The organism is Novosphingobium rosa NBRC 15208 (genome assembly GCF_001598555.1).
Classification (GTDB): Bacteria; Pseudomonadota; Alphaproteobacteria; order Sphingomonadales; family Sphingomonadaceae; genus Novosphingobium; species Novosphingobium rosa.
The window spans coordinates 1-12,249 of sequence record NZ_BCZE01000128.1; the positions used below are offsets into that span (position 1 = coordinate 1).

At 61.6% G+C, this 12,249-nt stretch carries 11 protein-coding genes; 4 read left to right on the forward strand and 7 right to left on the reverse strand.

Annotated features, from left to right (window positions below):
* A partial coding sequence (locus SR3_RS29090; RefSeq protein WP_407668225.1) for a DUF1810 domain-containing protein occupies positions 1–498 on the forward strand: 498 nt, incomplete at its 5' end.
* 360 nt (positions 499–858) lie between these two features.
* Positions 859–1,833, forward strand: coding sequence for an alpha/beta hydrolase (locus SR3_RS29095; protein WP_245654152.1), 975 nt, complete (start codon positions 859–861; stop codon positions 1,831–1,833).
* A 308-nt stretch (positions 1,834–2,141) separates the two neighbouring features.
* Here the strand turns inward: SR3_RS29095 and SR3_RS29100 are convergent, their stop codons facing one another.
* From SR3_RS29100 to SR3_RS31735, 4 genes are all read right to left on the reverse strand, one after another.
* Positions 2,142–2,573: a DUF488 domain-containing protein gene (locus SR3_RS29100; protein ID WP_068094545.1), complete on the reverse strand. Its 432-nt coding sequence runs from the start codon at positions 2,571–2,573 to the stop codon at positions 2,142–2,144.
* A gap of 656 nt (positions 2,574–3,229) precedes the next feature.
* Entirely contained in the window at positions 3,230–4,261 is a 1,032-nt protein-coding gene (locus SR3_RS29105) for an SDR family oxidoreductase (RefSeq protein ID WP_068094549.1), read from the reverse strand.
* Positions 4,258–5,211, reverse strand: coding sequence for an AraC family transcriptional regulator (locus tag SR3_RS29110; protein ID WP_169805742.1), 954 nt, complete (start codon positions 5,209–5,211; stop codon positions 4,258–4,260). The genes SR3_RS29105 and SR3_RS29110 overlap by 4 nt, the downstream gene beginning before the upstream one ends.
* Positions 5,212–5,808: 597 nt before the next feature.
* Complete coding sequence (locus SR3_RS31735; protein ID WP_157099196.1) at positions 5,809–6,126, reverse strand: hypothetical protein; 318 nt, start codon at positions 6,124–6,126, stop codon at positions 5,809–5,811.
* Positions 6,127–6,755: 629 nt separating this feature from the next.
* Between SR3_RS31735 and SR3_RS29115 the strand changes: the two genes are divergently transcribed.
* On the forward strand, positions 6,756–6,995 hold the full coding sequence (locus SR3_RS29115) for a hypothetical protein (RefSeq protein WP_068094553.1): 240 nt from the start codon (positions 6,756–6,758) through the stop codon (positions 6,993–6,995).
* A gap of 716 nt (positions 6,996–7,711) precedes the next feature.
* Here the strand turns inward: SR3_RS29115 and SR3_RS29120 are convergent.
* Together SR3_RS29120 and SR3_RS29125 are read right to left on the reverse strand one after the other, a co-directional pair.
* Positions 7,712–8,725, reverse strand: coding sequence for a tyrosine-type recombinase/integrase (locus SR3_RS29120; protein WP_084456042.1), 1,014 nt, complete (start codon positions 8,723–8,725; stop codon positions 7,712–7,714).
* Between the two features lie 196 nt (positions 8,726–8,921).
* The gene (locus tag SR3_RS29125) at positions 8,922–9,920 is read right to left on the reverse strand and encodes an amidohydrolase family protein (RefSeq protein WP_068094555.1); all 999 of its coding nucleotides are present in this window, start codon (positions 9,918–9,920) and stop codon (positions 8,922–8,924) included.
* Positions 9,921–10,287: 367 nt separating this feature from the next.
* Between SR3_RS29125 and SR3_RS29130 the strand changes: the two genes are divergently transcribed.
* A complete protein-coding gene (locus SR3_RS29130; protein ID WP_157099197.1) occupies positions 10,288–10,983 on the forward strand; it encodes a hypothetical protein in 696 nt (231 codons plus the stop codon).
* A 376-nt stretch (positions 10,984–11,359) separates the two neighbouring features.
* Here SR3_RS29130 and SR3_RS29135 read toward each other — a convergent pair whose 3' ends face one another.
* Positions 11,360–12,199, reverse strand: a complete 840-nt coding sequence (locus SR3_RS29135) for a cupin domain-containing protein (protein ID WP_068094562.1) — start codon at positions 12,197–12,199, stop codon at positions 11,360–11,362.
* Between the last annotated feature and the right edge of the window lie 50 nt (positions 12,200–12,249).

The following is a 12,249-nucleotide window of genomic DNA, read 5'->3' on the forward strand; positions in this document are numbered from 1 at the left end:
CAGGTGGCGCGCCAAATGCGGCGCCACAGCTACGACCCAACGGAGACGTTCATGATGACCGATCTGAAAGATGACCCGTTCGATCTCGAGCGCTTCGTGCAGGCCCAGGTTGCAATCTACGACACGGCCCTGCATGAGATCCGTCGCGGTGCAAAGCAAAGCCATTGGATGTGGTTCATCTTCCCCCAGATCGTAGGGTTGGGCACGAGCCCGATGGCGCAGCGCTATGCCATTGAATCGCTGGATGAGGCAAAGGCCTATCTCGCTCATCCGCTGCTAGGTCTGCGGTATCGGGAATGCGTGAGCGCGCTTCAGGAACTTCCCGATCGAGATGCTGAGGAAGTTTTTGGACCAGTCGATGCCCTTAAACTGCGCTCGTCCCTGACATTGTTCGCGCTGGCCTCGGGCGAGCGCCTGGTCGAGTCGGCGCTCAGTGAATGGTTTGCAAGTTCTGATCCGGAAACCTTGGGCCTGCTTAGCGAGCATCGCGCGCCATAAAGACCTGCGCCACAATCGATGCCAATTTATGGCGACAGCGAATTGCAACATCAACGTGCCTCGCGGCTTCAGCTGGCGCCCTGATCGATCAGGGCGATACAGAGTGTGGTAACACAGCCCTGATGGCCGAATTAAACACCCGAGGAGGTCGACCGGCGCATCGCCGAAAAGGCCCTACCGAGGCGAACCGGCAGCAGCGCGCTACAAACGCATGTCCCTGCGCGGGCCAGACGCAGGGGCGCAAGCTCTCCACCAGGAATCCCTTTCATCCCCGATTTTCGATGGACTTGATGCCCGTCTTTTGTAAGCATTGCTTTAATGCATAGCAATCATGCAAATTCTTTGGGGGAGACGCCACACATGCGCACTATTCGGCTCGTCGGCCTGCTCACGCTGAGCGTCATCGCCGCGTCCGTTCCCGCAGTGGCCCTCGCCCAGCAGGCGCCGCCCCCCACTACATCGTCGGACGCTAGCGGTGAAGCGGCCCTGCCCAACCTGCCCGGCAGCGGCCCCTACCCCGCCATCATGGAAACCGACGCCAGCCTGCCCGACCATCTCATCTACCGCCCATCCGATCTGGCCAAGATGGGGTCCAGAAAGCTGGGCGTGGTGCTGTGGGGCAATGGCGGCTGCAGCGCGGATGGCGCGAGCGCGCGCCAGCATCTGCTCGAGATCGCCTCGCATGGCTATCTCGTCATTACGCCGGGCCGCATCCTCTCGGGCCCTTCGGCCACGGAAAAGCCTGCCGCTCGCGCCCCTGGCACGCCGCAGGGCCAGCTGCCTCCCGTCGCAACCACCAGCGCCGATGTGCGCGCCGGACTCGACTGGGCGCTGGCGCGTAACGCGGGCAAGGCTGGCCGCTATGCCGGACGCATTGACCCGACGATGACCGCCGTCTCGGGGCATAGTTGCGGCGGGCTTCAGGCGCTGGAGCTGGCGCCGGACCCGCGCATCCATGCCCTGATCGTCAACAACAGCGGCATCTTTGCCGATGGCAGCAACCCCATCCAGGGCATCTCCGTCAACAAGGCCATGCTCAAGCGGATTCACACGCCGGTCATCTACATTCTGGGTGGCCCGACCGATATCGCCTATCCCAATGGCACCGACGATTTCACGAAGATCGATCATGTGCCCGCGGCGCTGGTCAACATCCCGGTGGGCCATGGCGGCACTTTCGGCAAACCCTATGGCGGCGCGGTGGCGCAGGTGGTGGTGGACTGGCTGGAATGGCAGTTGCGCGGGGACAAGACCGCGGGGCGCAGCTTCACCGGCCCGGCTTGCCGCCTGTGTGTGGCCCCAGGCCTCACCATCGCGCGCAAGAAGATCAACTGAGGCCACGATGCCTGGACTTGGTAATCCGTAGAAACGCCCGGGGCTAGCACCATCCTGACGGAGCGTGGGTGAGAGGCGAACCCTGCATCGTAACCACGTTCAATAAATCGCTTCGAAAACTACGTGAACCTAGCCTGCGATTGCGGGGTAGACATGCTGGAACTCCGGTCCGCCCATCGAATGAGGCAACTATGCCCGACAAAGTGCTGAGGCTGGCGGCTATCCCGCCGTGAACCGCGACGCCGGGACCGGACCCCGCAAAACGGGACAGACTGATTTCGGCCAGGACCAATATTCCGCCACCGTCCTCACGCGAAAAGATGAACGGCCTCCGCTTCAGGCAAGGCAGCTTCGACCAGAAGCGAGCGATGGCAACCGGACGGATCCCGCTCGAAGCAGAGCAACGCCGTGGGCCGTTCTTTCGCCAAATCCCGAAGCTGCGCCATCTGGGCCAGCGCCTCCGGCAACTCCAACTGGCCGGCGTAGACTTCGGCAAGTCTGGCATGATTATGCTTGCGCGCTGCCTCGCGGCCTTCGGGCGGCGTACCCAGTGCCTTTAGACCAATATAATCAATGCCGGCCTCGCGCAGACCGGCGGCCAGCACGTTCTTGGAAAAGCCCGGTCGTCGCGAAAGCGGCACAGCCCGAACGTCCGCGAGCAGTCCGACGCCAGCGGCTTGCAGCGCCGCAATCAGCGTTGGCTGTGTGACGCCCTCATATCCGATGGTGAAAACCTGCATAGCTACCAATTGGGTCCAAGAGTGAGGGCAAACTCAAAGCCGGGAGGGGAAAAGGTTGGTCATCGCGCGCACTGTGTGCAGCAGAAGGCTGGTCTGTGGTGGAGCATCGATGGCGTCCATGATGCGTGGACATCCGCGATTGGTAGACAGCGTTAGCCCGGTCGCCTCCCGACGCTCAACTGCACATGGATCAAGCACCGCCTATCGCTTGGACCACGCGGCCAGAGCCGCCGCAATTTTCGCAGTCCCGCCCCTCGACCTGGCCGGAGCCATCGCAAGCGGGACAGACATTCTCGCCGGTGCTCGGCGTGCCCGGCGCGGCCTCGTCGCCTGGGTTCAGAGGCAATGGGGTGTTGGAAGCTGGCTCGGTCACGAAACGCTCCTGTCATTCACAACCCCAACGAACCCAAGTGGGTTTGGTGGCACGTTGGCTTTCTCTCAGCGATAGTTGGCCCAAGGTATGGGATGAGTTGCTCGACGCATGCTGAGCTAATGGTGCCGCTTGGCCTCGCGAGCCAACGCCGGGACGTGTTCAGCACTGGCACCCTGTTCCGACCCGTGCTTGGCGGCGTAGCGAGCATGGGGGCTTGTCGCCGTGAAGGCTGGTTTGCGCTCAGGCTTTCGGAATTCCTGGGTAAGCCAAGGGTCTCACCGATTCATGCCTTCACAAGCTGCTTGCTGACCATACTCTCCGCCGCAGCGGCGATGGCCTCATGCGCATCGCGCGGAGTCCAACCGAGCCATTCGCAGGCCTTGCTATTGCTGGTTTTCTTCGCATAGCCCAAATCGTGCAGGAAGGGGCGGACATCATCCCTGAAGAGTCCGATAGCCCGCATCATCGCATCGGGCATCACGCTCTTGGGCACCTTGCTGGCCGCGTCGCCAACCGCCGACCGGATGGTCCCGCCGATTTCCTTCATCGCCAACGCCGGGCCGTTTGAGATCAAGAAGCGCTCCCCTGCGACCCCGGGCGCCTCGATGGCCAGCACATGGGCCAGCGCCACATCGCGCACGTCCACGATCGGAATGAAGAGATTGGGGAAAGCGGGCATGTCCCCGTTGAGCATGCGCTGGATGATATGGTTCGCTCCTGAAATTTCACGCCCCATGACCGGGCCCATAACGGCGACGGGCAGCAGCGCGGTCAACTCCAGCCCGCCCTCCCGGGCAACGAAGTCCCAGGCGGCGCGTTCGGCCAGCGTCTTGCTCTTGCCATAGGCGTCGACGCCAGGGCCATCGAGATTGGTCCAGTCCGCCTCTGTGAAGATGTGGTCGCCATGGGGATGACCCCAGCTTACCGCGTGAAAGGCAGAGGTCAGCGCCACACGCTTCACCCCGGCGTGATGCGCCGCGCGTAGCACGCGCAGGGTGCCGTCCACTGCCGGGCCGATCACTTCATCTTCGCTGGCCACCTGGCCGGGCCTGACCGGCGAGGCGACATGCAGCACGGCATCGATCCCCTCCATCGCCTGCGCCCAGCCCTCATCGCGCATCAGATCGGCGGCCACAAAGGTCAGGCCGGCACCCGGTACCATGCCCGCCTCTTCCAGCACCGCCCGCACGGCGGCCTCTTTCGCCGGGGAGCGGATCGTGGCGCGCACGCAGAAACCGCGTTCCAGAAGCTGGAGGATACAGTGACCGGCAATAAAGCCGGAGCCGCCGGTAACGAGAACATTCTGCTGGCTCATAAGGGTATCCTTGATGGGGAAAGGGACGCGTGGCGCGCGCGCCAACGCATCGGGCTTGTCTGCTCCCAACCGCGAAATGCACGGGCGAAGGAGTTGGGTTCCTCGAAGCCGAGCAACATGGCGATGGCCACCATATCCAGCTGGGTATCGGCCAGCAGCCGACCCGCCGTGATGCGCCTGACCTGCGCAAGTTCCTCGCCAAAACTGGTGGAAGCCCCATCAAGCCGCCGCTGGAGCGTGCGCACGCTGAGCCCGAGGCGGTGGGCAATCGCCGCGAGGCCCGGGCGGCGACCCTCGCTCAAGTGTCGGGCGATGGCGACGCGCAGCGCGCCGGTCAGCGCGGGAAACCCCTCGCCATGCGCCAGGCGCGCCTCCAGTCCAGCCAGCGTGAGCGCAAAGGCACCACCATCGGCGGTGACAAAAGGCTGGGCCAAAGCCGTCTGGGCGAAGACCATGGCATCATGGGGCGCATCAAAGCGGATCGGGCATCCAAAATGATCGGCCAGCAACGCTTGATCCAGCGACGGTCGCGCCAGCTCAAGGCGGAGCGGCGCCACATGCCCGCCCGTCCCCCGCCGTACAAGGGCCAACAGCGAGGCCATGGTGGTATCGACGAGCAGGCGGGGCACACCGCGCGTCGCCTGAAGCCAGCGATAACGTACCGACACCTCAGCGGCCCCAGTGTCGATCTCGATCAGTTCGGGGCAGGTCAGGCGCTTATAGCGCGCGAGCGCCACCAGGGCATGGTGGAGATCGGGCGAATGCAGTGCGACCATGCCGGCCACGCTGTAACCCAGATCAATCCCCCTGCTGCCGAAATGCAACCCGGCATCACGCTCGGGAAACGCCTGCTCCCCGGCGGCCCAGAGGCGGAAGAAATCATCGGTGTTGAATATTGAGGAAGGCACTACGCCCGCCCGTCGGCAGAGCTGCTCGATGGACAGGCTCAACCCGGCAAAGGCAATTGGAGACAGGGAAAAGCCATGGGCGCGCTGCATACCCAGAACGATAAACCCGAGCGGCGCGCGTCACAAATCCGATCATGCCAAAGTGGCCGGGCGAAGTTGGATAATGACCCAGGCCTCTGTTCGGGTGCCCCCAGCCTCGACCGAATGAAGTCGCGTTTTCCTCGCCGGGCGGGGCATGGTACATCTGCCGCGCGTGTCGCAACTGGCGCGCAGGCAACGTGCAATATGTGCAATATGTTAAATCGGCTGGAAAACCGCGGTTAAGCAGCTCGGGCGGGTTTCCTGACCGCACTCGGTCATTCATATAAACTGCCGATGCGCTGACAACTAAACGGTGGTTTTGTTGTCATCGGATCATCTCGCCGCTCAGGCCCGGCAATTTCCCGGCGGTGGTTCAAAATGTCAACCACGGTAGGCAAGGGCTTGGTCCGGTTTGAGCACCCCCCATAAGGGACCGAGGAAATTCCGATCAGTCGGCCCCCAATGGTAGCTATAAGCCGATCGTGAGAAAAAGCGGACTGACCGGACGCGACAACAAACCTGCCATTGGCCGATTGAGAGAAAACGCCCCATTAGCGGTCATCCGGTGGCCACGCTCCTCGGATCTCGTTTTAGCTTTTCCATTAGTTCGTCCCACTCGGTGAAGGTATAACCGCTTTCGGTGGCACCGGAGTAAGCCGCAATTGCTGCGCTATGAAAGCATCGGAAGGTTGGTGTATCGGCTTCAACTAACGAGATAAACGACATGCCTTCCAAATCATTGGGCGCAAAAACACCTTCAGTCGAGCGCGCATCCTCAGAATTGAGTTGGGCACGCACGGCCTCTAAAATCCGATGATACCCCACGCTGTTGAGGGCCACACCGTTATCGCGGTCTATAAGGATTGTCCCGGCCAACTGCTCATCCCTGTTGCTTATCGCAGGATAGCAGGGCAGGCATGTTCCACAATGACCTAGTTCCCCAACCTTTTCGACGTTCACTGACTTTGCTTCGCCTGCTGAAAGGGGCCGCTGGTTCAGGTTGAGCGGTCACTCGGCGGATAATCCCTCCGCCGCGACAATCTCAGGAAGGCGAAAATGCGCCGCTTCCCCGGCGACGGGAAAATGGCCCGTACCACCGGTGATACCCCGCATTCAGCGGCGATGCATTCGGGGTACGCCCTATCATCCAGGAACCGAAGCAGTCTGCGCGTCGTTTTCCTGGCATGCCACTCGCCAGATTCACAGAAAAACTGCACCCTTCGTTCTGGGAGCTTTGGTCTGACTTCTCGGCACATTGCCGCAGGACTGGTGCGCCCAACTACAAAAACAAGCCCATCCTCATTCCGATGCTGCCGCTATGGCGAGCTTACGTGATCGACGACGCGTTCAGCAAATATCTCGAAGCCAGAGATTTTTTCAGCGGACACCCGACTCCGCCACCGTAGCCAGCAGCCCCATATTTTTAGATGTCTATCCCCATTTCATGGAATAGGGAGAACCGCTCAGGGCGATCATCCTGCCGCCTCCTCTAAAGGAGATGGTTCATGGACGACGAAGCCTGCAAGGCGGTTGGCTCGGTGGTGGCGCTCATCGGCGATATGCTCCAGCGAAGCGGGATCTGCTCGATGACGGAATTCGCCAACAGGATCGGCAGCATGGCAATGATGGCAAAAGACACCGGGCCGGAATTTGAGAGGCGGGGCGAGATGCTGGCGACGATGGCCTTTTGCGTGCTGGCCTATGACCAAGGCAGAGACATGGAGCCCGGCGGGCAGCTCAACTAAATCAATGGCTGTCGAATGTCGTGGGCTGGTTTCTGCTGGCGACCTCAACCAGATTAGAGGCCCGGTATGGCGAGAGCTTATAAGTCGCCAGCACGAGGGCGATGAGCAGAAGCATGAGGATACGGCTTGCGCTGATCACTTGTGAATCGCCCTGTTTCCCAGACGGTTTTTACCGGAAGGGCTGATCCGGCAGCAATGCTCCGGATGTAGGGTTGCCATGCTCCGTTTGAGGTAGGGCCAACCCCCGCCTCAAACGGACAGTTATCCATGTTAGAGCAAACGATTTTATTTGAATTTCAGCGCTTCCCTTTCCGGCCAAGGTCGATAGGTTTCTGGGGTAGGCTATCCGATTCCTAGCCTGCGTCGTGCATTTGGGCGTTGCGAACCTGACTCGAATGCACGGCCCTAATATCGGCGGTTCTCACCAGGCAGCTGGCGGTATTAGGAAGGGTGGCTCGGTCTCGAATGAACTGCGAGGTCCTCGCCGAGCCACCCTTACCAGCATATTCTATCGGAACCAATTCGGGAGGAACCAACGAATTGGAACCGAGGCGCTTTAGGGCGTCGTGAGCGTTCCCCACCTGCACTGACCCCTCGCCGGTTGGGAACGCTCGCTTTTCTCTAAGCCTCAGGCCCTTCGGCGCTCAGCCACTTCCCACCATACGCTGTTATCGTTAGCGCCGATCTTCTTGTCGGTGGGGCAACGACAGTACCCGTTATAAGAACCCGCCACCCGCGTGGTCATCAAACAGCGCGGCCGAGCGGATATAGCCGAGCAGCACATCTATTGATTTTTGCCGGGACACCTCCTGCATCTTGGGCAGCGACGCCCGCGTCCGCGCCGCCTCGGTCAGCAAACCGGCACGCAACGAGTGGCCGGCCACGCTGCCGGGGGCGAGCCCGATTCGGTCGGCATAGCGCTGGACAAGACGCGCCACCGAGCGATCGGACATGGGATCCGACGTGAGTAGCCCGGTCGGCCCGATGCGGGTGAAGAGCGTTCCCGGCTCGCCGCCGCGCAGCTTGAGCCAGGCGTTGAGATGCTTGACCGGGGTGAGGACCTTGCCGGCGGGAATGGCAATCACCGCCCCCGTCCCCTCCTGATCGGTCTTGGACTGCCGGATGCGCAGGGTCAGCCCCTGCTCGACGAGTGCCAGATCGGCCAGTTTCAGCGCCACCAGTTCTGAGCGGCGCAGCGCGGCGGCGAGGCCCAGCGCCAGCACCGCCCGGTCGCGGATCGCCCGGGGTCCCTCGCCTTCGGCATTGGCGATCATCCGCGCGAGATCGGCGGCACCAATCGCCGCCTTCTTGCCGGTCGGCCGCGCGCGCTGCTCGCGGCGGATGCCCGCCAGCGTATCGGCGATCACCATCTTGGTGTCGCGCGCTTGCGGGGCCACGGCCCCAGCCTGGCGATGCTGCCAGCCAATCGCCGCGAGGTGACGGGTGATGGTCGAGGGGGCGTTGCCTGCGCGGGCCCGGGCCGCCAGATAGGTCGCAACCACCTTGGGGCTCGCCGGCAGCGGCTCCAGAGCGCGTTCCCAGCACCACCCCTCGAACTGAGCCCAGTCGCTGGCATAGGCGCGGGTGGTGTTGGCGGCGCGGGCGCGCTGGCGGTACTGGCGCGCGGCCTCGATGTCCTCGACCAGCGCCAGCGACAGGCCGGTGGCGGCTACGGCCTCCCCCTCCGGCAGCCGTTCCAGCGTTCCCCTGCCCTCGTCCCCGTCGACCATGCCCCAAAACCCACGCTTTCGGTGACGCCCGACGCGCCGCCCTGCCCCCTTCCTAGCGTCCAACAGCCTGTCCGAGAAGATGCATTACCAGACACTTCGCTGAAGTGGAGGCATTCCGACGTTCAAACGAACTCCCCTACAGCGGTCATTCGTTCACGCTCGTCGAGCGCTAACATCGGACGCCAAGGCCCAAGCCTCACCTGTGAGCGACCGGGCCGCCAGAGAGCCTGAGAAACCGCGCCGCATTGTCATGCAAAATGTCGCGTTTTTGCGCGGGCGTCAGGAAGGGCGCTGTCTGGATCGAAGCAATGGCTGGCTCAATTGCGCCGGACCACACCATTTGGTCCGAACCGAACATGATCCGCTTTCCGTAGCCGGCATCGACCAGCCTTTTGAGATACCGCCAAAACTCCCGGCGGGGTTGGGTATAGTCAATCACCGCTGTGTCGACATGGACCTGCGGATATTCATACATCAGCGCGATCATATTATCGATCATCGGCCAACCGGCATGCATCACATAGATGCGCAATTTGGGATGCCGTGCCAGCACCGGTTCAAGCAGCAGCGGATCGCCCATGCTCATACGGTAATCCGGCGCGCCGACATAGGCGGCGCCCGGCGGCCCAGGCCCCATATGGATGCCAACCGGCAGGTCGAGCTCCTCGGCCAGCGCCCAATAGGGCTCCAGCCGGGGATCGCCCGGCGCGATGCCCTCATATTGGGTCATCAATTCGCCCAGCAACCTGATCTGCCCGGCCTTGGCCTTCGCCCTGATGGCATCAAGTGTGGGCGCGTCGGCCAGCCCGAATTCGAGCGAAGGGATAATGCGCCCCGCTGCCTCTGCCTGCCACTGAGCGGTGAAAGGCCCTCCGGCCACGGCCACCATGTTGAAACGGCGCAATTGCGCCAGGGTTTGCGCACGCAAAGTCGCATCGTCCTTGGCCGACGCCACGGGATGGCGACAATGTGCGACCTTGAAGGTGTCGGCTGCGAAGGCCTGGTTGCTGACCTGCGGGTCGCGCCCCGGCATGGTGTCATAGGGCGCGCAAATGATGACGGGCGGCGGCCCTTCCGCACCGGCGGGATAGGCGTGGAGATGCATGTCGATGATGGGCGGCGAGCCTGCCGCCCGGGAGAGCCCAGGCAGCATCGAGAGCGCCATAAACGCCAGACAGGTCCCCAATCGTCTCATTGCAAAGCCCCCATTCCCAAGGGAGAATAGATCAGCGCCTGTCAACGAGCAATCGGCAGTTTCACCAGCGACACCCGCTGAAAACTGGACATTCAGCGTCCCTGGTGGGGCCTTCCAAACCGGCCGTAGGTTCTTCTCGCATTGAGTTGGCGGAGTGACGGGACGTGGGACAAAACCCCCATCCCCTACCCCCCGTGGCTACGGCGGCTTTTGTCGTGAATCGGCCGTTGTCATCTGGATCAATCATCCGCGCGGAACGCGCAGCTGCGGTGGAGTGCCGACAGAAGGCTTTAGGAGGCAGATGGAGATAGCTGCCATCCCGGATAGGATGCTATGTTTGCTCATCGTCATAATTGGAGCACACACGATGGCTCTTTCCCCATCGAAGGACATCAGCCAAACGATACCTCGCTCGGTCCAGTGGTCGGCTATCCTAAGCGGCATCCTTGGGATCTGCTCGTTCGTCAGCCTGATCACCTACATTACGTCGCCGGATCTTCAGATGGAGGAGTCTGGAGCGGTGGCGCCGACAGGGCAATTGCTTCTGACCGCCCAGTTTTTGTGTTCCGCCGCCCAGGTTTTCCTGATGAGTCCCGTTGCGATTTGGTTTTATCGGTTGGACCAACAGCGGTCGCTTGGTGTGGGCCGGAATCGGGTGGTCCGACATTGGACGATGTTGGGGCTTGTTGCTTTGGTGGCCGTGGGTCTTCTTCGTTTGATAGCCATGGTGGAAGTCGCCATCTCTGACATTCTCTTCATGCTTCCGATGGGACTCGTCGGCGCGTGGCTCGTAGCTATCAATTGGGTGAACCCAATGGCGCTGCCCAAGTGGATGAGAATTTGGGGCGCAGTCGCGGGCGCCGGTCTGGTTGGCGTGGGGCTAAACTTTATTTTTAACGGAGGCCTTGCTATCTTTACGGAAGGCCCAATGTCATATGGAAATAACGTGCAATTCCATATCGGATTGGGATTGTTCGGATTTCCTGGATTTGCTCTATTCGCAACTTGGTCGGTCCTGCTTGGTCTGCGGCTGTTAAGATTGTCACGCCAACAGCTACATTGATCGCGGCGCACGAAGAGCTGGCTTCGGGACGGCCCGCCGATCCACCTATGACTGGCAATGGTCGTCTCCCGTCCGGCAGCCTCGGATAGCTGCTCCCTTCGAAACCGGCCGTTTGGGCGGGCCCGGCCGGGCGTCTTAGTGTGGTCGGAATCTCGCGTTCCGATGCTGCGGGGAGAGCCGCTGAATAGTTGCCGTTGGAGGCTTCAAACAATTCCGTCCGTAGCGGCCTTCGTTCAACGTAGCAGGCCACCTAAAGAATCACGAATAGGCTGAAACGCCGTCGCCAACTGCCGCCAATATATTAGTCATATCCGCGCACAAGATGCCTCGGCAGCAGCTGTTATTCGTTCAAATTCGCCGATAGTGAAATTGCCCGTCAGTGACCGATTGGGCGTTTTGACTGGTCTGCAGCAAGCTGCCGGGCGCATAGGCCTTGGGGCTGCCAAACTTGGGTCAGGGTCGTCGGTGGCTGGTCCGCGTCGTGCAGGATCAGCGCAAAGCCTTGCCGAGGGACGCTGCCGATCGCCATTAAGAGCATCGGCGGACCAGCTTTGATCAGCAGACTATTGCCCGCACCACGGCCAATCTGAACCCCATCGGGCGTTTCGAGACAAGTATCACCGCTGACGGCATAGAAAGCCTCTGGCCCAGAATGAACATGCAGCGGCGCTGTCGTGCCGGGCTTGAACACTGACCGTAGATATTCGACAGAATAGGTGTTGGCTCCTGCAATCGGCAGCGGGCCGATTTCGGCGACGTGCCTTCCCCCCGTGGGCCGCCATCCAGCATGCTGCAGCGTGAAAAGCCAAACAGATCCGAAAGCTTCGACTACCGTGCCATGCTCACTGGCGGCCTGCTGAGCCTCCGTGGTGGATTTAAAGGTGTCCAGATGCCAGAAAACTGGCCCGTCCGGCAGTTCTGGCAGGTGCTGATGAGCTAGCAGACAAGCTGGCCCCGGCACCTCAAGGGAACTGCACATCCGCGTGGTGGCCTGAGCCCAAGCTGGTGAAGCCAGGCCGATCGTCGCAACGGATATCGCACTCGCCAAGACTTTCAACATGGAGTTCCCCCGCTGGTCGCCGGTCGGGATGATCTTATGCCTGCTTTCAAGATCAGCATCAATCAGGACGCGCGGTCCAAATACAACGACAATCGGCCTGGCCGCCGCGGCGCAGACCGCTGAAAAGCGGTCCTTCACCGCCAAAATCGTAACCATCCGAAGCAGCTTTCAATTACCCACAAGTGGTCGTACGCGTGATTCGCGTT

What these genes read in the sequence shown, in the direction of transcription:
- SR3_RS29095 (WP_245654152.1), top strand. Translation starts at nt 859, where the DNA reads ATGCGCACTATTCGGCTCGTCGGCCTGCTCACGCTGAGCGTCATCGCC.
- SR3_RS29100 (WP_068094545.1), bottom strand. Translation starts at nt 2,573, where the DNA reads ATGCAGGTTTTCACCATCGGATATGAGGGCGTCACACAGCCAACGCTG.
- SR3_RS29105 (WP_068094549.1), bottom strand. Translation starts at nt 4,261, where the DNA reads ATGAGCCAGCAGAATGTTCTCGTTACCGGCGGCTCCGGCTTTATTGCC.
- SR3_RS29115 (WP_068094553.1), top strand. Translation starts at nt 6,756, where the DNA reads ATGGACGACGAAGCCTGCAAGGCGGTTGGCTCGGTGGTGGCGCTCATC.
- SR3_RS29120 (WP_084456042.1), bottom strand. Translation starts at nt 8,725, where the DNA reads ATGGTCGACGGGGACGAGGGCAGGGGAACGCTGGAACGGCTGCCGGAG.
- SR3_RS29125 (WP_068094555.1), bottom strand. Translation starts at nt 9,920, where the DNA reads ATGAGACGATTGGGGACCTGTCTGGCGTTTATGGCGCTCTCGATGCTG.
- SR3_RS29130 (WP_157099197.1), top strand. Translation starts at nt 10,288, where the DNA reads ATGGCTCTTTCCCCATCGAAGGACATCAGCCAAACGATACCTCGCTCG.
- SR3_RS29135 (WP_068094562.1), bottom strand. Translation starts at nt 12,199, where the DNA reads ATGGTTACGATTTTGGCGGTGAAGGACCGCTTTTCAGCGGTCTGCGCC.